Below are 21,306 nucleotides of genomic sequence, written 5' to 3'. Positions count from 1 at the left end.
GCAGGCAGGTTAAGTGCGCGGACATTCGCGCCTGAGGTGGATATGTATGCTCAGAACAGCGGCAGTTGCTGGTCGATCAGAGCGCTGAAGTCATCCCCCACGAACGGCAGGATGGCATCTGCCACGGGCTGCAGTTGCCGGCCCAGGTAGTGCTGATGGTCGATGGGCGACAGGCGGTTCTCCAAAGGCTCCGGCCCTGAGGTGGTGATCACATAGCTGATCCAGCCGCCGTTCTGGTACTGCTTGGGTCGCCCCAGGCGCGCGTTGTACTCGTCGGCCAGGCGGGCGGCGCGCACATGGGGCGGCACGTTGCGCTGGTAGTCGGCAAGCGGCCGGCGCAGACGCTTGCGGTACACCAGCAAGCCGTCCAGCTCGCCCGCCAGCAGGCGCTGCACCGTATCGCACACATAGTCGCGGTACGGCTGGCCGCGGAACACCCGGCCGTACAGCGTCTGCTGGAACTGCCTGGCCAGCGGCGACCAGTCGGTGCGCACCGACTCCAAGCCCTTGTAGACCATCTCCTCGCTGCCATCGGCGCGTTGCACCAGGCCGGCGTAGCGTTTCTTGCTGCCTTCGTCGGTGCCACGGATGGTGGGCATCAGGAAACGCCGGTAATGCGTTTCGAACTGCAGCTCCAGGGCACTGTCCAGGCCCAGGTTTTCGCGCAGCTGCGCGCGCCACCACTGGTTGACCTCGGCCACCAATGCGCGACCGATACTCGCCGCCGCCTCTTCGCCGTGGGCCCCCTTGAGCCAGACGAAGGTGGAGTCGGTGTCGCCGTAAATCACGTCGTAGCCGCGGGCCTCGATCAATGCCCGGGTCTGGCGCATGATCTGGTGGCCCCGCATGGTGATTGACGAGGCCAGGCGTGGATCGAAGAAGCGGCAGCCGCTGGAGCCGAGCACACCGTAGAAGGCGTTCATGATGATCTTCAGCGCTTGCGACAGCGGCGCGTTGCCGGCCCGCTTGGCGGCCTCGCGCCCCTGCCACACACGCTCGACGATGGCCGGCAGGCAGTGCTCGCTACGCGAGAAGCGTCCGCCACGGAAGCCCTCCACCGAATGCGTGTCATCGGGTTGGCGCAGGCCCTCGACCAGCCCGACCGGGTCAATCAGGAAGGTGCGGATGATCGACGGGTACAGGCTTTTGTAGTCGAGCACCAGCACCGAGTCGTACAGCCCCGGCCGCGAATCCATGACGAAGCCGCCGGGGCTGGCTTCGTCGGGGCGGCTGCCCAGGTTCGGCGCGACGAAGCCCAGGCGGTGCATGGGCGGGATGTACAGGTGGCAGAACGCAGCCACCGAGCCGCCGCTGCGGTCCACCGGCAGGCCGGTGACGCTGGCGCGTTCCAGCAGGAACTCCAGCAGCCGGGTGTGGGCGAAGATCCGCGTGACCAGTTCACAGTCCTTGAGGTTGTAGTGGGCCAGGGCCGGCTTGTCCTCGGCGAACAGGCGGTTGATCTCGTCCATGCGCTGGTACGGGGTGGCGATGGCTTTGCCCTCGCCAAGCAACTGCTGGGCGACGTTCTCCAGGCTGAACGAGGGGAAGCTCCAGGTGGCCGAGCGAAGTGCCTCGATGCCATCGATCAGCAGCCGCCCCGGCGCCTCGGCGAAGAAGTGGCTGCGGCTGCCATGTTCACGCAGGTGCAGCGGTGCGCCGTCACGGCCCAGACGCAGGGGCATGTTCAAGCGCTGGGCGTGTTCGTGCAGCAGGCGCAGGTCGAACTGCACCAGGTTCCAGCCGATGATCGCGTCCGGGTCGTGGCGCGCCAGCCACAGGTTGAGGCCGTCGAGCAGCCCGGCGCGGTCCGCACAGTAGTGCAGCTCGAAGTCCACCTCGCGTGCATCGCCATTGGCCGGGCCGAGCATGTACACCGTGCGCTGGCCGCAGCCCTCCAGGGCGATGCTGTACAGCTCGCCGCGCTCGCTGGTCTCGATGTCCAGCGACGCCAGGCGCAGTGCCGGACGGTAGTCGGGGTCGGGCTTGAGCTGGGCGTCGAGCAGTGTGCCCTGGGCATCGGGTTGGCCATCGAAACGCACCGGGGCGGTGATGAAACGCTCCATCAGGTAACGTTCAGGTGGGCGGATATCGGCTTCGAACACCTCCACGCCGGCCGCGCGCAGGCGCTTGTCGAGGGCGATCAGCTGGCGGTGTTGGCGGCAGTACAGGCCGAGCACCGGGCGATGGTCGAAATCACGCAGTTGCAGCGGCTTGAGCTCGACACCTTCTTCGCCAGCCAGCAGCAACCGGGCGTGCTCGGCCTGAGCGACGGGGATGAACGCCACCGACGGTTGCGGTGCCAGGCGCAGGCGGCGTGGGCCTTGGTCGGTGGCCAGCCAGAATTCCACACAGGTACCTTCGGGCGTGTCGTGCCAGTGGCGGGTAAGGACAAAGCCCTGTTGCAGCTGCACCGCGGGAACCTCGAGTCATGGTTTCAAGAGCTGGACAGCGATTCTACACGGTGCGGGGCATGCTCAGCGCACCCCTGCCGCGAAACCGGCGCGCTGCCCGCTCAGCACGGCCAGCCAGGCCAACGCGACCAACCCCAGTACCACGGCACCGAATACCGTGACCCCGGGGCCGGTCAACAGCAGCCCGCCAATGATCCCGCCCAGGGCGATGGCGCTGTTCCACACCGTCACCAGCATCGATTGCGCCACGTCGCCGCCCTCGCCCGCCGCATCGGCGCAGGCGGTCTGCAGCAAGGTCGGCGCGCCACCGTAGGTCAGCCCCCACAATGCCACGCTGGCGTGCATCAACCACACCGAGCCCTGTACCTGACCCAGCGCCAGGGTGGCCAGGGCGAAACCGGCCAGGCACAGCAACACCAGGCCGCGCAAGTGGCGGTCGACCCACAGCCCGACCAGGGCGATACCGGCCAGCGATGCCAGGCCGAAGGTCATCAGCACCTGGCCGACCTGCGTGGCCATGCCCGCCGCCGCCAGCAGTGGCACGATGTAGGTGTACAGAATGTTGTGGCCAAGGATCCACGCCAGGATCACCAGCAATACCCGGGCCACCCCCGGCGTGCGCAGCACCCCCATCGCCGCCGGGCGCTTGCCCGCAGGCTGGCCGGGAAAGTCCGGCACCGCCCGCACCACCCAGCCTGCCAACAGCAGCGCGGCCAGGGTCACTACCGCGAACGTGGCACGCCAGCCCAACCAGGTACCCAGCCAGGTGGCGATGGGCAGCCCCAGCGACAGTGCGATGGGTTGGCCGAGCATCGCCACCGCCATGGCCTTGCCCTGCTGTGCCGGCGCCACCATGCGCCGCGCATGCCCGGCAATCAGGCCCCAGGCCAGCCCGGCGGCGGCACCGGTGAAAAAGCGCAGCAGCAGGGTCAGGTGGTTGTCCGTGGACAGTGCGGTCAGGCCGTTGAACAGCACGAAGCCAGCAATGGCCATCAGCAACGCGCGTCGGCGGTACCAGCCCTGGGTGAGGGTTACCAGCGGAATCGCGGTGAGCAGCGAACCCACGGCGTAGGCCGTTACCCATTGCCCGGCCATGGCCTGACTGATCTGCATGCCATCGGCGATCTGGTCGAGCAGGCCGGCGGGCAGGGTTTCGCTGAGGATGGCGATGAAACCGGTCAGGGCCAGCGCCAGCAACCCGCTCAGGGGGAGGCGTGCGGTGCTGGCCGAGGCTTGGGGGGCGGTCAGTAGGGAGGTCATCGGTAATACCTGGTCAAGGGTCGAGGCAGGCATCTTGCGACGCCACGCCATTGCGGAAAAAGACGGGTAGAATTCCGCTCAACCAGGACAATAATGTCCGTAATCGGAATACAACATGGACAGCCTCAGCGGTTTCGTGGTTTTCAACCGGGTTGCCGAAACCCGCAGTTTCGTCGCTGCCGGGCAGTCGCTGGGGATCAGCGCCTCGGCGGTGGGCAAGCGTGTGGCGCGGCTGGAGAGCCGCCTGGGTGTGCGGCTGTTCCACCGCAGCACCCGCAGCATCACCCTGACTGCCGAAGGCGCGCTGTTTCTTGAGCGCAGCCGGCGCATCCTCGCCGAGATCGAAGCCACCGAGCAGGCCCTGTCCCAAGCCAGCGTAACCCCGCGTGGGCGCCTGCGGGTAAGCCTGCCGCAGGTGACCGGGCTGGTGATGCCGGCGCTGGCGGAGTTCATGGCGCGCTACCCCGAGGTCGAGCTGGACCTGGACTTCAGCGATCGCATGGTGGATATCGTCGCCGAGGGCTTCGATGTGGTGATGCGCGGCGGCCAGCCGCAGGACTCGAGGCTGAACGCCAAGTTCCTCGGCCATTTCCAGCACCGCCTGGTGGCTTCCCCCACCTACCTGCTCGAGCGTGGCACGCCCCAGCACCCACGCGATCTGGCCGGGCACAGCTGCCTGCACTACCGCTTCCCCAGCAGCGGCAAGCTGGAAACCTGGCCGCTGCGCCGGGAGCACCTGGAACAGGCCTACGACATCCCCATCTCGATGGTCTGCAACCACGTCGAGACGCGCGTCTGCTTCGCCCTCAACCACCGTGGCATCACCTGCCTGCCGGACTTCAGCGTGCGCAAGGAGCTGGCCAGCGGCAACCTGGTGAGCGTGCTGGAAGGCTTCATGGAGCGCCGCGGCAGCTTCTACCTGTTGTGGCCGTCGGGGCGACAGGTGCCACCGAAGCTGCGGGTGTTCATCGATTTCATGCTGGAGCGGGTGTTCCCGGGCGATCCCTTCAGCCGTACAGGTAGCTGACGCCCGGGTGCGTCAGCGGTGGCACGCGGGCCAGCAGGAAGTCGCGCAGCTTGTGCATCTGCGCCGCCTTGGGGCTGGCCTTGAGCCAGGTCATGTAGTAACCGTCGCCGCTGGCCACGGCCTGCGGGAACGGCGTGACCAGGTGACCCGCGGCCAGGTCGGTGCTGGCCAGCATCAGGTCCACCACCGAGATGCCCAGGCCTTGCTGGGCCGCCGAGATGCCTTGGTCGAGGGTGTCGAACACCTGGCCGCGGTCGATGCCGATCTCCCGTGCGTCCAGGCGCGCCAGCCAGCGCCGCCAGTCGCGCCGGTCCGGCGAGGGGTGCAGCAGTTCACAGCGCTCCAGCGCCGCAAGCTCGGGGCTGGGTCCTGGCAGGTAGTCGGGGTGACAGACCGGTATCAACCATTCGTCGAAGAGCTTGAGGCTTTCCACTTCGGCAGGGAAGCGCCCGTTGCCCAGCAGGATGGCACAGTCGTAGGGCTCCGAGTAGAAGTCCACGGCGTCGATGTCCATCCACACGCTGGACAACTGCACCGGGCAGCTGTTGTCGACTTTCTTGAACCCGTCCAGGGCCCGCAACAGCCAACGCACGCTCAAGGTCGACGGTGCTTTGAGGCGCAGCCCATAGCGGTCCTGGCGCAACAGCGCGCAAGCGTTCTCGATGATCTTGAAACCCACCTTGAGCTCCTGGGCCAGCAACCGACCATGCTCGGTCAGGCGCAGCCTGGGGCCGCGCCGCTCGAACAGGTCGCAGCCGAACAGGGCCTCGAGGGTCTTGATGTGGTGGCTGACCGCGCCCTGGGTCAAGGCCAGTTCCTGCGCGGCGCGGGTGAAAGAGCCATAGCGCGAGGCGACTTCGAAGGCGCGCAGAGCATGCAAAGCTTGAATCCGTTCCGACATGGGGCTGTCCAAAGCATGAGCGAGACTAATAGTTGGTCATAGTTCCAAGCGTTTTACAACCTGTAACCCTTCTCGGAAAATGCAGCAAAACAATCATCAAAGAGTCCGAACCGCATGGATATGACGGCAACAGCACTTTGATACCGGGTTCACAAAACCCTTGGGGAAATCATGTTTACGGGTTATGGAAACTGCTATCGCCTGGATGCGCTGGAGCTGTCCGATGAACATGTCCAGAACAAGCAGCACTGGACGCACAAAACCCTGGAGCAGTTCAAGGAGACCCTCGCCAACCCCGACTTCCCCTGCCTGTTCGGGCGCAAGGCGGTGACTGCGCGCAGCTGTCACATCGTGTTCGCCCGCGCCGAGCAGTTGGCCGACGATATCGCCCTTGGCCTGGCCGAATACATCGCTACGCTGTCGGCAATCCCACTCAAGCAACGTATCGGCAACCCGTTGCTGGTGTTCCTGCAAACCGCCGCCGACACTTCGCTGCAGCAGCAGCAGGCCCAGGCCTGGGATGTGCTGCGCCAGGTACATGCCCGTGACCCGAGCCCTTGGCCGGCCGACGTACCACTGGACCCCCACGACAACCAGTGGTCGTTCTGCTTCGCCGGCATGCCGCTGTTCATCAACATGAGCTTCCCGGCGCATCGGTTGATGAAGAGCCGCAACCTGGGCAAGCACATCACCTGGGTGATCAACCCGCGGGAAAGCTTCGACGAGGTGGCCAGTGCCAGCACCGAAAGCGGCCAGCGCATCCGCGCGCGCATCCGCGAACGGGTGCATCACTACAACGACGGCGTGATGCCGAACGCGCTGGGTTTTTTCGGCCAGCACGACAACTACGAATGGAAGCAGTACCAGCTCCAGGAGCCCGGTTCACCCGGCCCGGCGCGCTGCCCGTTCCATACCCACACGACCACCGCCCCACTGATCGAGAACTGAACGTGAACACCGCCCTGACCGCCACCTACGCCCTGACCGTCCTGCTGCTGATCGCCACCCCCGGCCCCGTCGTGGCGCTGATCGTCAACACCGCCGCCGCCGCAGGTTCACGCAAGGCCCTGTTCACCGCCATCGGCACCAACTGGGCGTCGCTGGTGCTGATCGGCGCCGCCGCCTGGGTGATCATGACCAGCGCGGCCATCGACAAGACCTGGCTCAACGGCATGAGCCTGCTGGGCTGCCTGTTCATCGGCTACGTTGCCCTTGGCACGCTGCGCGAGGCACTCCAGGCACCCGCCGAAGCCCCTGAAACCACGCCTGCCCCGCCAGCCACCCGCGGCGGTCTGTTGCAGGGCTTCATGGTGGGGATCTCCAACCCCAAGGACATCATCTTCTTCATCTCGTTCTTCCCCCAGTTCATCCAGGTCACCGAGTCGTTCGGCAAGAGCATGGTGGTGCTGTCACTGCTGTGGATCGTCATCGATTTCGCCGTGCTGAGCCTGTACATCTTCGCCATCGGCAGGATCGCTTCGCAGCGCAGCAGTCGCCTGATCAGCCTGGCATCCGGGGTCGCCCTGCTGCTGATCGCGGTGGTCGGCCTGGCCTACAACCTCAAGGCGCTGGCCGCCTGAGGCCACGCGGCACACCGCCAAGGAGCGTCCATGACCGTGATCGATACCGCTTCGGCCCTGGCACAACCGCTGCCAGACGACTACCAGCGTTTCCTGCGCCTGGGCAGCCGCCGCGCACCGCAGACCCTGTACGTGCACGAACGCGGCTATCGCTCCGCCACCATCAATACCGACGCCCTGGGCATGCGCTACAGCCATGGTGCCGGCAAGCGCTTCTCGCTGGCCGAGCGTGGCGGTGCGGCGCGGGTCAACCTGCTGGTGGGCGGCTCTACCGCCCTGGGTATCGGCGCCAGTGGCGACGCCCACACCGTGGCCTCCTACCTGTCGCAACTGACCGGCGAAACCTGGTTGAGCCTGGCCGGTTGCGGGCTCAATGCCACGCAGGAACTGTTGATGTTCCTCACCCACCAGCACCGCCTGGGCCAGATTGGCCATGTGGTGCTGCTCAGCGGGTTGAACACCCTCGCCCAGGAAGCGTTGGTGGAAATCCTGGCTGGCGCCGAAGACCCGCCTCGGGCCCAGGCCTACCAGGACTTTCTCAACCGCTTCAACGAGGGCGTGCAGGCGTGCCTTCCAGAGCGTCAAGCGTCGCTCTGGCAGCGTCTGCGCCAGGCCCTCGCGCCGCGTCAGGGCGAGCAGTGGCCGGCACTCGAGGCCTTGCCATCACCCGAAAAACGCCTGATCCGTGCGGCCGACAGCATCGGCCGCACCCTGTGCCAGTGGGATCGGCTGTTGGCCGACGGCCATGCCGCCCTCACCTTCATCCTCCAGCCGCTGCTGCCCTGGTGCCGCGATACGCTGCCCGCAGGTGAACAGGCGATGCTCGATACACTCGAACGCCACCCTTCGAATTTCGATCGTTTGCTCGGCGACACCTATGAAGCGCCGTTGCACCAGGCGTTTTTCCGGCGCATCAGGAACCAGGCCGGCCCCGTCCCCTGCTATGACATGAACTGTATGCTGGGCAGCTCGCCGGCCTTCGCCGACACACTGTTCGTCGACCGCCTGCACTTCAACGACCAGGGCAACAAGGCACTGGCCAAGGTGATCACCGCCAAGCTTGGCCTGGCCCAGGAAAAGTACGAGCACTGCCGCACGCCCTCGGTCAAGCTCGTCTGATAGGGGAATCCCGGACTTTCGGCCAATGGCCGTGGCTGGCTAGAATACGCTGTCGTCGCTCCCGATCCCCCGAGGCACACGCGTTCCCGTCATGACCATCGTAGCCACACCCTCTCGTCCGGCGTTACGCGGCATTCGCGTGCTCCGTGCCGCCTGCCTGCTGCCATTGCTGACGACACTCGGCGCCCAGGCCTTGGACGTACGCATCGATCCCCACGCCGACCTGCTCTACCGCCAGGCGCTACCGCTACTGGAGCAAGCCGACCGCACGGATGACAGCCCCAGCCCATTGCGCACGGCCAGCAACGACCCCGAGCTCAGCCGTCAGGGCCAGGCCATGGCGCGCACGCTGCCCACGGCGGTGGCGCTGCTGGAAAAGTCCGTAGCATTGAACCACCCCGTCGCACAGTACCGCCTGGCGCTGTACTACACGACTTACCTGCCAGCTGCGCAGATTCCCGACGCTGCCTGCCCGTTGCTGGAGGCCAGCCTGCAACAAGGCTTCGCCCCTCCGGCCCTAGCCATCGCCCGCTGGTGCCCGCCTTACAATGCCAGCCCCGCTTATCGCCAGGCACTCGAGGCGGTCCCGAGCATGGCCACCTTGTACGCGGCGTACTACCCGCAGCCGGCCACTCGCCTTGCGTGCAGCCGCAGCCGCCCGCAAGGCCTGGAAATGCAATGGGGCCGCCAGCGTGACTACCAGGCCGAGGTCTACCGCCTGCTTGGCGACCTCGACCCGCAACAGCGCCAGGCGCTACTGCACAAGGCAGTGGAGATCAATGGCTGCGTCACGGCGCAACAGCACCTGAGCAATCGCTGAGCAGCAAGATCGTTCAAGCCAGCCGCAGGCACCTCTGGCATGCTGGTTTGCCCTGTCGATTCGTTGTCATGCCCATGCCCAGTACTCTTCTCGCCCGCCAGGCGTTCCTCCGTGGCGCCATCGCCATCCTGCCGCTGTCGCTGGCGGTCGCCCCTTGGGGCCTGCTCGCCGGCTCCATGGCCATCGAAGCCAACCTCAGCGCCTGGCAAGGCCAGGGGCTGTCGGCGATCGTCTTCGCCGGTGCCGCGCAACTGGTGGCCATCGGCATGCTCAAGGGCGGTGCCAACCTGTTCTCGATCCTGCTCACCACCCTGCTGCTGACCTCCCAGCACCTGCTCTATGGGCTGTCGATGCGCCCGGTGCTGTCCGGCTTGCCGACCCGCTGGCGGTTGGGGCTGGGCTTTCTGCTCACCGACGAATTCTTCGCCCTCACCAGCCACCACGACCAGCAGCAGTTCAACCGCTGGTACGCCCTGGGCGTGGGCCTGACCTTCTATGTGGCGTGGAACCTGTTCACCCTGGCCGGCATCATCCTCGGCCAGAACATCCCGCACCTGGACCAGCTGGGCTTGGACTTTTCCATCGTCGCCACCTTCGTTGCGCTGATCGCGCCGCTGCTGCGCAACCTGCCCACCGTGGTGTGCGTGGCAGTGTCGCTGTTCTGCTCGGTGCTGTTCAGCTATTGGCACTGGGAAACCGCCCTGGTGGCCGCCGGCCTGCTGGGCATGGCCGCCGGGTTCATCTGCCAGAAATGCTCCGGAGGCCGCTCATGATCTGGCTGCTGATCTTCGCCATGGGTGCGGTGGTGTTCCTCAACCGCTACGCCTTCCTCGAACCGCGCCTGCCCCTGCGCCTGAGCTCGAACGCCCGGCAGTTTCTCGGCTTTGCCGTGCCGGGCATGCTCACGGCGATCTGCGGGCCGATCATCTTCCTGCCCGGCCACCAACTGGAGCTGAGCCCGCTCAACCCCTACCTGCTCGGCTCGCTGGTGGCCATCACCCTGGTGCTGTTGACCCGCAGCGTATTGCTGAGCATGCTGGCGAGCATGTTGATCTTCTTCCTCCTGCGCAGCTGGCTGGCATGACCACGCCCCTGCGCGAGCAGACCCACTTGTGGCAGGCACCGGCGCTCGGTGATGTCGAGATGCTGCATGCCCGCTACCTGCAGCAGCGTTTCGCCCCGCATGTGCACGAAGGGTATGTGTTCACCGTGATCGAGTCCGGTGCCCAGCGCTTCTGGCACCGGGGCAGCGAGCACCTGGCCCCGGTGGGCAGCATGGTGCTGATCAACCCGGATGAATTGCACACGGGCGCTACCGCCCACGAAGCCGGCTGGCGCTATCGGGGCTTCTACCCCGAGCATGAACGGGTCACCCGGGTGCTCGACGAGCTGGAACTGGGCCGCCACGGCCTGCCGCGCTTTGCCGACAGCGTGATCCAGGATCCGGCGCTGGCGGCCGCGTTCAGCCAATTGCACCGGCTTTGCGAAAGCGGCGCCAGCGCGCTGGAGCAGCAGACCGCCTGGCGCCAGGCGGTACTGGCCCTGGTGCAGCGCCACGGCCACTGCGCCGAACCCGCAGCGCCAGGCAACGAGCCGCTGGCCGTGGCCCGTGCCCGCGAGCTGCTGGAAAGCCAGCTGGCCGACCCTCCGTCGCTGGAAGCGCTGGCAGCTGCGGTGAATCTCTCGCCGTTCCACTTCGCTCGGGTGTTCCGCCAGGCTACCGGCCTGCCGCCTCATGCCTGGCTCAAGCAGCGGCGCCTGGCACGGGCCCGGGAACTGCTGCGCAGCGGCCTGTCGGCGGTGGATGTCGCCCTGACGCTTGGCTTCGCCGACCAGAGCCACCTCAACCGGCAGTTCAAGCAAGCCTACGGGATTACGCCGGGGGTGTATCGCCAGGCCTGCCTGAACCTGTAGCGACAACATGCCTCAGGCAGCCCCCCAGGCCACTGCTACACTCAAGGGGCTGAACGGAGGATCCCACCATGTCCGAACGTGAAATCACCACCCTCCTGTCGCTGATGAGCCAGCGTCAGGCCTGCCTGAGCAGTGCCTGCAAGGAGATCGCCGACTGGATCGACCGCCAGGGCGATGTGCCCGCCGCCGGCAAGATACGCGCAACACTCAAGGCGCTGGAGGCCGAGGATGCGCAGGTGCGCAAGACCTTGACCTCGTTGAACATCGAACGGCCACTGCCCAAGTTTCGCAGTTGACCTCGATGGAGCGTCCGCAGCTGCGGTGCGACCCTATCGCTGGCAAGCCAGCTCCCACAGGGTCGAGCGCTATCGATGGGCAGATGCGCAGGAGACTGCGCGCGCTGTGCAAGCAGGTTGCCGGCATCAACGGCACCTAACGCGCCGCCCCATCGATCAATGGTTCATGTGCATATGGTCGTGCCCGCCGCCGGCTTCGGCGTTGAGCGCACGTACCTGCGCCTGGACCTGCAGCACTTCCTTCGCGCCCTTGGCATCCTCGAGGGTGAGCGTGAGCGGCACTTGCTCACCTTCTTTCACCTGCTGGTTCAAGCCCATCAGCATCACATGCAGGCCATTGGGGTCCAGCTTGACCGGCTTGCCAGCCGGCAGCTCGACGGCCTTGACTTCGCGCATGCCCATCACGTCGCCGTTCATGGTCATCTCGTGCACCTGCACGGTCTTGGCCACCGGTGAGGCCACGCCGACCAGCTTGCTGTCGCTGCTGGCGGTCAGGGTCATGAAGGCCCCGGTGGACTGCTGGTGCGGCACGCTGGCGCGCACCCAGGCGTCGCTCACCACGGTCTGGGCGAAGGCCGGCAGGGCCAGGCCCAACAGGGCCACGGCGGCCAGGGTGCGTTTGATCGGTTGCATCGACATTCAGCAGATCTCCATCAGGGTGAGCAGGTCTTCGGCACATTCCTTGGCGTTCAGCGAATGGCCCAGGCTCAGGCGCAGGGTGCCACGGGTATCGTAGACGTAGCTGGTGGACGAGTGAGAGATGGTGTAGGTGTCGCCGGCCGGGACCTTTTCGTAGAACACCTTGAATTCCCGGGCCACCTCGGCGATTTCCTCGGGGGTGCCGGTCAGCGCGATGATCGACGGGTCGAACGCCTTGACGTAGGCATCGAGCACTTCGGGGGTGTCGCGCTCCGGGTCCAGGGTAATGAGCACCGGCTGGAACAGCTCGAGGTCACGGCCGCGCAGCAGCTTGCGGATCTGTACCACACGTGCCAGCGCGGTCGGGCAGACTGCCGGGCACTGGGTGAAACCGAAGAAGATCATCGGCATGCTGCCGTAGAAGCTCGACAGGCTGCGTTCGTTGCCTTGAGTATCCTTGAGCTTGAACTTGCGCCCGAGGATCTCGTTGCTCATGTTCTTGCCGTACTTGAAGTCCAGGCCACGGGCCGGGTTGCAACCCGCCAGCAGGCCAAGCCCCAGTACGCCCATCCCGGCGACTACCGCGCGCCGGGTCAACAGATCAGTCATGGAACCATCCTTTACAGGGAAGGTGCCGGCCCTTGGGGTGGGTCGGCCAGAAAACCGGGGCATTCTGGCATGACACCCCCAGGCCATCCACCCGACCTAGGGCGGATCGGGCTGCAGCCCTTTGAATACGGGGCGCGACCGGTTGTCGCAGGGGTTGAATCCGTAACACTTTGTTGCTAGGGCTCAATAAAAATCTTGCCATGCCTACAAACGCCATCGCCGGCAAGCCGGCTCCCACATGTGCAACCCTGTGGGAGCCGGCTTGCCGGCGATGAGGTCGGAACAAACGCCAGCTACCTGTCAGTAGTAAGCGTTTTCCTTCTGGCTGTGGTCGGTCACGTCACGCACGCCCTTGAGCTCCGGAATGCGCTCGAGCAGGGTGCGCTCGATACCTTCCTTGAGCGTAACGTCGGCTTGGCCGCAGCCCTGGCAACCACCGCCGAACTGCAGCACGGCGATGCCGTCGTCGACCACGTCCACCAGGCTCACGGCGCCGCCGTGGCTGGCCAGGCCCGGGTTGATCTCGGTCTGCAGGTAGTAGTTGATCCGCTCGTTGATCGGGCTGTCCTCGTTGACCATCGGCACCTTGGCGTTAGGGGCCTTGATGGTCAGCTGGCCGCCCATGCGGTCGGTGGCGTAGTCGACCAGCGCGTCTTCGAGAAACGGCACGCTGACGGCGTCCAGATACGCGGTGAAGCTCTTCAGGCCTACGGGCTCGTCGTCGGGTTTCTCTTCACCCGGCTTGCAGTAGGCGATGCAGGTCTCGGCATACTGAGTACCCGGTTGAGTGATGAAAATACGGATGCCGATCCCGGGCGTGTTCTGCTTGGAGAGCAGATCGGCCAGGTAATCATGGGCGGCGTCGGTAATAGTTATAGCGCTCATGGAAGTTCCTCACAGACTTGCCGGCAGTGTACGCCAACCCGTGCCTTGAACAAAGTCCTAGCATTTGACTCGGGATAACACCAACCCAGGTTCCGCGCCCGCAGGCGGCGCAATCCAGGCCTTGAGCCGCCAGTACAGGCCGCGTTCCAGCCATTGGTAGCTGAACCACGACATTAGTCCGATTGACGGCACGCAGATCGCGAACACGAGGTAAGGGTTCAGGCGCAGCCGTTCGCTGGCGAACAGGCCGGCATAGAGCACCAGCACGTGAATCAGGTACACCGAGTATGAGCAGTCGCCCAGCGTCTTGAGCAACTGGTTGCCCTTGAAGTACGGCTCCAGCGCGATGAACGCCAGCACCACCAGCGCGCTGGGCACGCCCCAATGCAGCAACCGCACCGAGGCGTCCAGGTGATACAGCGCAAAGCCCGCCAGCATCAGCAACCCCAGCGGTAGCCACCCCCCTTCGCGGATCAGCCCGCGACGGTAGAGCACGCCCAAGCCGATGCCCAGCAGGAACTCGTAGACGATGTCGTTGTTGTAGAAGCGACTGAGCACGCCCAGGCGGCCAAGCACTTCGCTGACCAGCAACAACGCCGCCGTCACCAGCAACAGGTGATGGCGTTGGCGTACCAGGAAGGCCAGGCCGAACAGCAGGTAGAAGAACATCTCGAAATTCAGCGTCCAGCCTACGTTGAGCGTGGGGTACAGCCCGTAGCCGCCCGGGTTCTCGGCTGGTATGAACAGTAGCGACAGCAGCAGGTGCTGCCACGCGAACACCTGGTGCGGCATCCAGCGGCTGGCGATCAGCATCAGCACCGCCATCAACAGGGTGTAGAACCAGTAGGCGGGGATGATGCGCAGGGCGCGGTTGAGCAGGAACTGTCCAGGGGCGATTTCCTTGTCGCGGGTCGACAGGTAGATCACCAGGCCGCTGATGACGAAGAAGATGTCCACCCCCACCGCGCCGCGGTCGGCGAGCAGTTGGCCAATGGGGCCGGTGGCGTGGAAGTCGAAGAAGATCTGCATGAAGTGGTGGCAGACCACCAGCCAGGCGGCGAAGGCCCGGAGAGCCTGAAGCGAATACAGCATGAAATACCCTGCGCTTGCGGTGCATTGAGGCTCTTGCTCATGCCCATCGCGGGGCAAGCCCGCTCCCACGCACTTGTGGGAGCGGGCTTGCCCCGCGATGGGCACACGCGGAACCACCTGCATGTCCGACCGCAGGATGCCGGGAAAGTCCCGGCCAATCGATCAGAGGTTCTCGTAGCGGTTCATGTCCAGTACGCCCGCCTCTTTCGGATCGGTCTCCTTGATGTAGCTGTTCAGGTCATGGAAGTAACGCCAGAACTCGGGATGGCTGCGGCGCACGCCCCAACGCATGACAACGCGCTCGAACTTGCCGGTGTCGTCGCGGGCCGCCTCCAGGTCCTCGACGAACTCCGGTACATCCTTGGCCGGCACGTTGAAGATGAAGTTGGGGTAGCTGCTCAGTACCCCCGGGTACAGCGTGAGGGTGTCCAGCCCCGGCTGGTAGCGATAAGCCTCGCCGAGCAGGAACGCCACGTTGCTGTGGGCACGGTTGCGCAGCAGGCTGTAGACCTGGCGCTGACCGCCCTGCCCTTCGATGCGCAGCATGGTCGCCTCGGGGAGCTGGCCGATCACCTTGAGGCCCGCGGCCGGGCGCGAGACCAGGCGGCTGAGGGACTGCTCGACATCGCGGAACTCTTCGCTCATCTGCGGCCGCGAGCAGTAGGCGCCCTGGCAACGGTTGATCGGGTCGGGGGCCGCATTCAGGCTGCCGGTACGCTGCAACAGCTTGAGGCCGAAGTCACGCTTGGGGTGGTGCTTGTCGAGCTTGAGCGCGCTGGGGGTATCGGTGTCGATGTCGGTGTAGTCCAGCCACATCTTCACCTTGCCGCTGTTCTGGTACCAACTGCCGAGTATCTCGCCGCGCTTGTCGGCCGGCATCAGGCGCAGGAAGTTCACTTCGGCGCCGTTGCGGATCAGGTCGAAGTACAGGCGGGTCTGCAACTGGTGCGAAACGTTGCCGTACACGTCGAAGTTCACCGCCAGCTGGTAGTAGGTGCGCTCGAACAGCGGGTAGTCGAACAGCCACATCGTCAGCGGCACATCGCCGATCAGGCCCTTGGTTACCGAGGCGCTGTCGAAGTGGCGGAAGATGCTCAGCAACGCGTTGTCATTGCCGGCCCATAGCGTCGACCAGCTCGGGGCCGGCTGCTCGGCGTAGGCTTCGCGGCGCAGCGCCTCATAGTCGTTGCGCTTGTCGCGATAGGCGTGCCACAGGCTCAGGACACTGCCGACGTCATCGATCTGCCCGGGCATGGCCAGCAAGGGCGTGGCCTCGCCCCGGTAATTGGCATCGGTGATGTAGAGGTCGTGAGCCGGCTCCTGGAACAGCGCCCAGAAGTTGTCGCGGATCACGTCGGTGGCGATCTGCCCGCGGCATACCGGGCCACGGATGAAGGTACGCACGAAGTATTCGGCGTTATCCAGCATGAACTGGTAGCGCGCCACCGCCGGGATCGCCTCGAAGGTCTCGAACGGGTTGGCGCGGTGGCGCGGGCCATAGCCGGGCAACGCGCTGGCGTGCCAGTCGCCGCTGTAGAACAGCTGCTTGACGCGCTTGAGCTTCTGCGGGCCCATCGGGTAGGTGATGTGGGTCTTGTGCACGATCACGCCCTGCACCGGGATCAGCCGGTAATAGAAGTCGGTACCGGGCGGGTCGTTGGGGCGGCGCGTGGCGATCAGGTCGACCGGCTGGCCACTCGGTGTGCGCGAGCGCACCCACTGGAAGAAGTGGCCCTGCTCGCCCCCTTTGAAATAGATGTGCGCGAGGAACAGGTGCTCGTACAACCAGCGGCCCACCAGGGCTTCGGTCGAACCCGGGCGATTGAGCAGCTCCTCCCAGTCGGCGATCTGCTGCGCTTCCACCGCACTGGGCTGGATGGCCGTCTTCTCCACCGGCGCGCCGGCCGCCAGCCAGCGCTGCAGGGTCTGGTACTCCTGGTCGGTCAACCCGGTGACCGCCAGCGGCATGCCTTCTTTGGGGTGGGCGCCGGCGTAGGCGTCGAACTCGTGGGGCATGGGGCACATGTTGTTGCGGTTGAGCCCCAGTACGATTTCTTCGGGCAATTTGGCGTTGGGTGTGAGTGGGGTCTTGTGGCCCAGCTCGAGCATGCGCGCCATCAGCGCGGCCTGGCTGCCCTGCTTGTCGAGCACCGAGTAGAAGCCCTGCTTGCGCCAGCCGGCCTCGTCACGGGCATCGTAGAACAGCCGCGTGGTGGGCACCGCCTTGCTGCGCTCGCCCTGGTAGACCGGCACTTTGGAGCCGCCGCGCTCGGCGCCCTCGGCGCTCCCCAGGTTGAGCTGGCAGGCGGCGTCGTTGCAGGCGTGGCAGGCCACGCACTTCTCGGTGAAGATCGGTTGGATGTCCCGGGTGTAGGAAACCGTCGGGCTCGATTGGGGGGGCTGCGCGAACGCGACGCCGCTGACGAGCAGGGCGAAAGCGCTGGCAAGAATGCGATACAGCATGTGCCGAATGTCCTGGTTACTTGAAGCCATCACGATGTGCCTGGCGGGTCCTGAGGTGTTGGGAGCGCGGCAGCAACATGAGCGTAATTCATGCAAATGGCTGGCACGCCTAAAATCCATGCAGCTTTGTTATTATTCGGCACCTTCTGATATTCGCCCGACCAGGTAGTCCTATGTCCGACCGCAGCGCTCGTTTAAAAGCACTCCAGAAAGCACTCAAAGAGCGCATCCTGATCCTCGACGGCGGCATGGGTACTATGATCCAGAGCTACCGCCTCGAGGAACACGACTATCGTGGCACGCGCTTCGCCGATTGGCCAAGCGATGTGAAGGGCAACAACGACTTGCTGCTGCTCAGCCGCCCGGACGTGATCGCCGCCATCGAGAAAGCGTACCTGGACGCCGGCGCCGACATTCTCGAAACCAACACCTTCAACGCCACGCAAATCTCCCAGGCCGACTATGGCATGGAAGCGCTGGTGTACGAGCTGAACGTCGAGGGCGCGCGCATCGCCCGCCAGGTGGCCGACGCCAAGACCCTGGAAACGCCCGACAAACCACGCTTCGTCGCCGGCGTGCTCGGCCCGACCAGCCGCACCTGCTCGATCTCCCCCGACGTCAACGACCCAGGCTACCGCAACGTCACCTTCGACGAACTGGTGGAGAACTACATCGAGGCCACCCGCGGCCTGATCGAGGGCGGCGCTGACCTGATCCTGATCGAGACCATCTTCGACACCCTCAACGCCAAGGCGGCGATCTTCGCCGTGCAGCAGGTGTTCGAGGAAGACGACGTCGAACTGCCGATCATGATCTCCGGCACCATCACCGACGCCTCCGGCCGCACCCTGTCCGGGCAGACCACCGAAGCGTTCTGGAACTCGGTGCGCCACGCCAAGCCGATCTCCATCGGCCTGAACTGCGCCCTGGGCGCCAAAGACCTGCGCCCGTACCTGGAAGAGTTGTCTGGCAAGGCCGACACCTTCGTTTCGGCGCACCCCAACGCCGGCCTGCCCAACGCCTTTGGCGAGTACGACGAAACCCCGGCGGAGATGGCCGCGGTGGTCGAGGAGTTCGCCGCCAGCGGTTTCCTCAACATCATCGGCGGCTGCTGCGGCACTACCCCGCCGCACATCCAGGCCATCGCCGAAGCGGTGGCCAAGCACAAGCCGCGGGCGATCCCCGAAATCCCCAAGGCCTGCCGCCTGTCAGGCCTGGAGCCGTTCACCATCGATCGGCAGTCGCTGTTCGTCAACGTCGGCGAGCGCACCAACATCACCGGTTCCGCCAAGTTCGCCCGGCTGATCCGTGAAGAGAACTACACCGAAGCGCTGGAAGTCGCCCTGCAGCAGGTCGAGGCCGGCGCCCAGGTGATCGACATCAACATGGACGAAGGGATGCTCGACTCCCAGGCCGCCATGGTGCGCTTCCTCAACCTGATCGCCGGTGAGCCGGACATCTCCCGCGTGCCGATCATGATCGACTCCTCCAAGTGGGAAGTGATCGAGGCGGGCCTCAAGTGCATCCAGGGCAAGGGCATCGTCAACTCGATCTCCATGAAGGAAGGCGTCGAGCAGTTCAAGCACCACGCCCGCCTGTGCAAGCGCTACGGCGCCGCCGTGGTGGTAATGGCCTTCGACGAGGTCGGCCAGGCCGACACCGCCGCGCGCAAGAAAGAAATCTGCCAACGCAGCTACGACATCCTGGTCAACGAAGTGGGCTTCCCGCCGGAAGACATCATCTTCGACCCGAACATCTTCGCCGTCGCCACGGGTATCGAGGAGCACAACAACTACGCCGTCGACTTCATCGAAGCCTGTGCTTTCATCCGCGATCACCTGCCCCATGCCCTGAGCTCGGGCGGTGTATCCAACGTGTCGTTCTCGTTCCGGGGCAACAACCCGGTGCGCGAGGCGATCCACTCGGTGTTCCTGTACCACGCGATCCAGAACGGCCTGACCATGGGTATCGTCAACGCCGGCCAACTGGAGATCTACGACGAGATCCCGGCCGCGCTGCGCGAGAAGGTCGAGGACGTGGTGCTCAACCGCACCCCGCACGGCACCGACGCCCTGCTGGCCATCGCCGACGACTACAAAGGCGGCGGTGCAACCAAGGAAGTGGAAAACGAAGAGTGGCGCTCGTTGCCGGTTGAAAAACGCCTGGAGCATGCACTGGTCAAGGGCATCACCGCGCACATCGTCGAGGACACCGAGGAGTGCCGCCAGCAGTGCGCGCGCCCGATCGAGGTCATCGAAGGCCCACTGATGAACGGCATGAACGTGGTCGGCGACCTGTTCGGCGCCGGCAAGATGTTCCTGCCCCAGGTGGTCAAGTCGGCCCGGGTGATGAAGCAGGCCGTGGCCCACCTGATCCCGTTCATCGAGGAAGAAAAGGGCGACAAACCCGAGGCCAAGGGCAAGATCCTCATGGCCACGGTCAAGGGCGACGTGCACGACATCGGCAAGAACATCGTCGGCGTGGTGCTCGGTTGCAACGGCTACGACATCGTCGACCTCGGCGTGATGGTGCCGGCCGAGAAGATCCTGCAGACTGCCCGCGAGCAGAAGTGCGACATCATCGGCCTGTCCGGGCTGATCACCCCGTCGCTGGACGAGATGGTCCACGTCGCCCGCGAGATGCAGCGCCAGGACTTCCACCTGCCGCTGATGATCGGCGGCGCCACCACCTCCAAGGCGCACACCGCGGTGAAGATCGAACCCAAGTACTCGAACGATGCCGTGGTCTACGTCACCGATGCCTCGCGCGCGGTGGGCGTGGCCACGCAACTGCTGTCCAAGGAACTCAAGGCCGGTTTCGTCGAGAAGACCCGCCAGGACTACGTGGAAGTGCGCGAGCGCACCGCCAACCGCAGCGCCCGCACCGAGCGCCTGAGCTACACCCAGGCCATCGCCGCCAAACCGCAGTACGACTGGGCCGGCTACCAGGCTGCCACGCCGTCCTTCACCGGCGTGAAGGTGCTGGACAACATCGACCTGCGCACCCTGGCCGAATACATCGACTGGACGCCGTTCTTCATTTCCTGGGACCTGGCCGGCAAGTTCCCGCGCATCCTCACCGATGAAGTGGTCGGCGAGGCGGCGACGGCGCTGTACCAGGACGCTCGCGAAATGCTCGACAAGCTGATCGACGAGCAGCTGATCAGCGCCCGCGCGGTGTTCGGCTTCTGGCCGGCCAACCAGGTCAACCATGACGACATCGAGGTGTATGGCGCCAACGGCGAAGCGCTGGCCACCCTGCACCACCTGCGCCAGCAGACCATCAAGCCCGACGGCAAGCCGAACTGGTCGCTGGCCGACTTCGTCGCCCCCAAGGACAGCGGCGTGACCGACTACGTAGGTGGTTTCATCACCACCGCCGGCATCGGCGCAGAAGAGGTGGCCAAGGCCTACCAGGACAAGGGTGACGACTACAGCTCGATCATGGTCAAGGCCCTGGCCGACCGCCTGGCCGAGGCCTGCGCCGAATGGTTGCACGAGCAGGTGCGCAAAGAGCACTGGGGTTACGCCAAGGATGAGCACCTGGACAACGAGGCGCTGATCAAGGAGCAGTACAGCGGCATCCGCCCTGCCCCGGGTTACCCGGCCTGCCCCGATCACACCGAGAAGGCCACGCTGTTCCGCCTGCTCGACGGCAGCGCCATCGGCGAGACCGGCCCGAGCGGCGTGTTCCTCACCGAGCACTTCGCCATGTTCCCGGCGGCGGCGGTCAGCGGCTGGTACTTCGCCCACCCGCAGGCGCAATACTTCGCGGTGGGCAAGGTGGACAAGGACCAGATCGAGCAGTACAGCGTGCGCAAGGGCCAGGACATCGCCGTGAGCGAGCGCTGGCTGGCGCCGAACCTGGGTTACGACAACTAAGCCTGTTTCGGCCCCATCGCCGGCAAGCCGGCTCCTACGAAAAGCGCGTGCGCCGTAGGAGCCGGCTTGCCGGCGAACACTCGCCTACACTGTCCCTGACTGCCTCTGACCCAAGGAGCCGTTCATGGACGACCGCACCCCAGGCAAACCACCCACCTTCTGGCAGATGCTGCAAAGCATCCTCGCCGCCGCCTTTGGCGTGCAAAGCGGCAAGAACCGCGCGCGCGACTTCACCTATGGCAAGGCCAGCCATTTCATCGTGATGGGGACGGTGTTCACGCTGATCTTCATCTTCGTGCTGATCGGGCTGGTGCAGCTGGCGATGCACTTCACTGCGCGCTAGCGACGAAGACCTTGCAGCCTTGATCGCCGGCAAGCCGGCGCCCACAGGGGCAGTGCACGCGGTCCC

At 65.3% G+C, this 21,306-nt stretch carries 19 protein-coding genes; 11 read left to right on the top strand and 8 right to left on the bottom strand.

The features are described from left to right. Positions 1–50: 50 nt before the first annotated feature. Both IX761_RS04875 and IX761_RS04870 read right to left on the bottom strand, forming a co-directional pair. Complete coding sequence (locus tag IX761_RS04875; RefSeq protein WP_194788500.1) at positions 51–2,411, bottom strand: DNA polymerase II; 2,361 nt, start codon at positions 2,409–2,411, stop codon at positions 51–53. A gap of 63 nt (positions 2,412–2,474) precedes the next feature. Beyond that, positions 2,475–3,671 carry an MFS transporter gene (locus IX761_RS04870; RefSeq protein ID WP_194788499.1) on the bottom strand — a complete coding sequence of 399 codons (1,197 nt, stop codon included), beginning with the start codon at positions 3,669–3,671 and terminating at the stop codon, positions 2,475–2,477. A 115-nt stretch (positions 3,672–3,786) separates the two neighbouring features. Here IX761_RS04870 and IX761_RS04865 point away from each other — a divergent pair, with 115 nt between their 5' ends. After that, positions 3,787–4,698: a LysR family transcriptional regulator gene (locus IX761_RS04865; RefSeq protein ID WP_194788498.1), complete on the top strand. Its 912-nt coding sequence runs from the start codon at positions 3,787–3,789 to the stop codon at positions 4,696–4,698. Here IX761_RS04865 and IX761_RS04860 read toward each other — a convergent pair. Further along, positions 4,679–5,599: a LysR substrate-binding domain-containing protein gene (locus IX761_RS04860; protein ID WP_194788497.1), complete on the bottom strand. Its 921-nt coding sequence runs from the start codon at positions 5,597–5,599 to the stop codon at positions 4,679–4,681. The genes IX761_RS04865 and IX761_RS04860 overlap by 20 nt on opposite strands. Before the next feature lie 171 nt (positions 5,600–5,770). On the opposite strand from IX761_RS04860, the gene IX761_RS04855 reads away from it, so the two are divergent. The 8 genes from IX761_RS04855 to IX761_RS04820 all read left to right on the top strand — a co-directional run bounded on the left by IX761_RS04855 (position 5,771) and on the right by IX761_RS04820 (position 11,328). Further along, positions 5,771–6,547, top strand: coding sequence for a YqcI/YcgG family protein (locus IX761_RS04855; RefSeq protein WP_194788496.1), 777 nt, complete (start codon positions 5,771–5,773; stop codon positions 6,545–6,547). A 2-nt stretch (positions 6,548–6,549) separates the two neighbouring features. Then, positions 6,550–7,179 carry a LysE family translocator gene (locus IX761_RS04850; protein WP_194788495.1) on the top strand — a complete coding sequence of 210 codons (630 nt, stop codon included), beginning with the start codon at positions 6,550–6,552 and terminating at the stop codon, positions 7,177–7,179. 30 nt (positions 7,180–7,209) lie between these two features. Next, complete coding sequence (locus IX761_RS04845) at positions 7,210–8,298, top strand: hypothetical protein (RefSeq protein ID WP_194788494.1); 1,089 nt, start codon at positions 7,210–7,212, stop codon at positions 8,296–8,298. Between the two features lie 91 nt (positions 8,299–8,389). Then, positions 8,390–9,118 (top strand): sel1 repeat family protein, encoded by a 729-nt coding sequence (locus tag IX761_RS04840; RefSeq protein ID WP_228533232.1) that lies wholly within the window; start codon positions 8,390–8,392, stop codon positions 9,116–9,118. A 74-nt stretch (positions 9,119–9,192) separates the two neighbouring features. Next, complete coding sequence (locus tag IX761_RS04835; RefSeq protein WP_194788493.1) at positions 9,193–9,891, top strand: AzlC family ABC transporter permease; 699 nt, start codon at positions 9,193–9,195, stop codon at positions 9,889–9,891. Beyond that, the gene (locus IX761_RS04830) at positions 9,888–10,202 is read left to right on the top strand and encodes an AzlD domain-containing protein (protein ID WP_194788492.1); all 315 of its coding nucleotides are present in this window, start codon (positions 9,888–9,890) and stop codon (positions 10,200–10,202) included. Before IX761_RS04835 ends, IX761_RS04830 begins: the two co-directional genes overlap by 4 nt. Then, a complete protein-coding gene (locus IX761_RS04825) occupies positions 10,199–11,032 on the top strand; it encodes an AraC family transcriptional regulator (protein ID WP_194788491.1) in 834 nt (277 codons plus the stop codon). Before IX761_RS04830 ends, IX761_RS04825 begins: the two co-directional genes overlap by 4 nt. Positions 11,033–11,100: 68 nt before the next feature. Further along, positions 11,101–11,328, top strand: a complete 228-nt coding sequence (locus IX761_RS04820; protein ID WP_194788490.1) for a hypothetical protein — start codon at positions 11,101–11,103, stop codon at positions 11,326–11,328. Between the two features lie 156 nt (positions 11,329–11,484). Here IX761_RS04820 and IX761_RS04815 read toward each other — a convergent pair whose 3' ends face one another. The 5 genes from IX761_RS04815 to IX761_RS04795 all read right to left on the bottom strand — a co-directional run bounded on the left by IX761_RS04815 (position 11,485) and on the right by IX761_RS04795 (position 17,016). After that, a complete protein-coding gene (locus IX761_RS04815) occupies positions 11,485–11,967 on the bottom strand; it encodes a copper chaperone PCu(A)C (protein ID WP_194788489.1) in 483 nt (160 codons plus the stop codon). Further along, on the bottom strand, positions 11,968–12,576 hold the full coding sequence (locus tag IX761_RS04810; RefSeq protein ID WP_194788488.1) for an SCO family protein: 609 nt from the start codon (positions 12,574–12,576) through the stop codon (positions 11,968–11,970). It lies immediately after the preceding gene. A gap of 300 nt (positions 12,577–12,876) precedes the next feature. Then, entirely contained in the window at positions 12,877–13,461 is a 585-nt protein-coding gene (gene nfuA, locus IX761_RS04805; protein WP_110996563.1) for a Fe-S biogenesis protein NfuA, read from the bottom strand. Positions 13,462–13,518: 57 nt separating this feature from the next. After that, positions 13,519–14,553, bottom strand: a complete 1,035-nt coding sequence (locus IX761_RS04800; protein WP_194788487.1) for an acyltransferase family protein — start codon at positions 14,551–14,553, stop codon at positions 13,519–13,521. Positions 14,554–14,715: 162 nt separating this feature from the next. Continuing rightward, on the bottom strand, positions 14,716–17,016 hold the full coding sequence (locus IX761_RS04795; protein WP_194788486.1) for a fatty acid cis/trans isomerase: 2,301 nt from the start codon (positions 17,014–17,016) through the stop codon (positions 14,716–14,718). 173 nt (positions 17,017–17,189) lie between these two features. On the opposite strand from IX761_RS04795, the gene metH reads away from it, so the two are divergent. Both metH and IX761_RS04785 read left to right on the top strand, forming a co-directional pair. After that, on the top strand, positions 17,190–20,897 hold the full coding sequence (gene metH / locus IX761_RS04790; protein WP_194788485.1) for a methionine synthase: 3,708 nt from the start codon (positions 17,190–17,192) through the stop codon (positions 20,895–20,897). A gap of 124 nt (positions 20,898–21,021) precedes the next feature. Further along, positions 21,022–21,240, top strand: a complete 219-nt coding sequence (locus IX761_RS04785; protein WP_194788484.1) for a DUF2970 domain-containing protein — start codon at positions 21,022–21,024, stop codon at positions 21,238–21,240. Positions 21,241–21,306: the final 66 nt, after the last annotated feature.

The sequence above is a fragment of the Pseudomonas sp. UFMG81 genome, from assembly GCF_015354575.1.
Taxonomy (GTDB): domain Bacteria; phylum Pseudomonadota; class Gammaproteobacteria; order Pseudomonadales; family Pseudomonadaceae; genus Aquipseudomonas.
This window is presented reverse-complemented; position numbering and strand designations above follow the sequence as displayed.

Excerpts from the sequence above, each read along its gene's own strand:
- IX761_RS04795 (WP_194788486.1), bottom strand. The coding sequence starts at position 17,016 with ATGCTGTATCGCATTCTTGCCAGCGCTTTCGCCCTGCTCGTCAGCGGC.
- IX761_RS04855 (WP_194788496.1), top strand. The coding sequence starts at position 5,771 with ATGTTTACGGGTTATGGAAACTGCTATCGCCTGGATGCGCTGGAGCTG.
- IX761_RS04835 (WP_194788493.1), top strand. The coding sequence starts at position 9,193 with ATGCCCAGTACTCTTCTCGCCCGCCAGGCGTTCCTCCGTGGCGCCATC.
- metH (WP_194788485.1), top strand. The coding sequence starts at position 17,190 with ATGTCCGACCGCAGCGCTCGTTTAAAAGCACTCCAGAAAGCACTCAAA.
- IX761_RS04825 (WP_194788491.1), top strand. The coding sequence starts at position 10,199 with ATGACCACGCCCCTGCGCGAGCAGACCCACTTGTGGCAGGCACCGGCG.
- IX761_RS04810 (WP_194788488.1), bottom strand. The coding sequence starts at position 12,576 with ATGACTGATCTGTTGACCCGGCGCGCGGTAGTCGCCGGGATGGGCGTA.
- IX761_RS04815 (WP_194788489.1), bottom strand. The coding sequence starts at position 11,967 with ATGTCGATGCAACCGATCAAACGCACCCTGGCCGCCGTGGCCCTGTTG.
- nfuA (WP_110996563.1), bottom strand. The coding sequence starts at position 13,461 with ATGAGCGCTATAACTATTACCGACGCCGCCCATGATTACCTGGCCGAT.
- IX761_RS04785 (WP_194788484.1), top strand. The coding sequence starts at position 21,022 with ATGGACGACCGCACCCCAGGCAAACCACCCACCTTCTGGCAGATGCTG.
- IX761_RS04865 (WP_194788498.1), top strand. The coding sequence starts at position 3,787 with ATGGACAGCCTCAGCGGTTTCGTGGTTTTCAACCGGGTTGCCGAAACC.
- IX761_RS04820 (WP_194788490.1), top strand. The coding sequence starts at position 11,101 with ATGTCCGAACGTGAAATCACCACCCTCCTGTCGCTGATGAGCCAGCGT.
- IX761_RS04845 (WP_194788494.1), top strand. The coding sequence starts at position 7,210 with ATGACCGTGATCGATACCGCTTCGGCCCTGGCACAACCGCTGCCAGAC.
- IX761_RS04870 (WP_194788499.1), bottom strand. The coding sequence starts at position 3,671 with ATGACCTCCCTACTGACCGCCCCCCAAGCCTCGGCCAGCACCGCACGC.
- IX761_RS04840 (WP_228533232.1), top strand. The coding sequence starts at position 8,390 with ATGACCATCGTAGCCACACCCTCTCGTCCGGCGTTACGCGGCATTCGC.
- IX761_RS04860 (WP_194788497.1), bottom strand. The coding sequence starts at position 5,599 with ATGTCGGAACGGATTCAAGCTTTGCATGCTCTGCGCGCCTTCGAAGTC.
- IX761_RS04800 (WP_194788487.1), bottom strand. The coding sequence starts at position 14,553 with ATGCTGTATTCGCTTCAGGCTCTCCGGGCCTTCGCCGCCTGGCTGGTG.
- IX761_RS04830 (WP_194788492.1), top strand. The coding sequence starts at position 9,888 with ATGATCTGGCTGCTGATCTTCGCCATGGGTGCGGTGGTGTTCCTCAAC.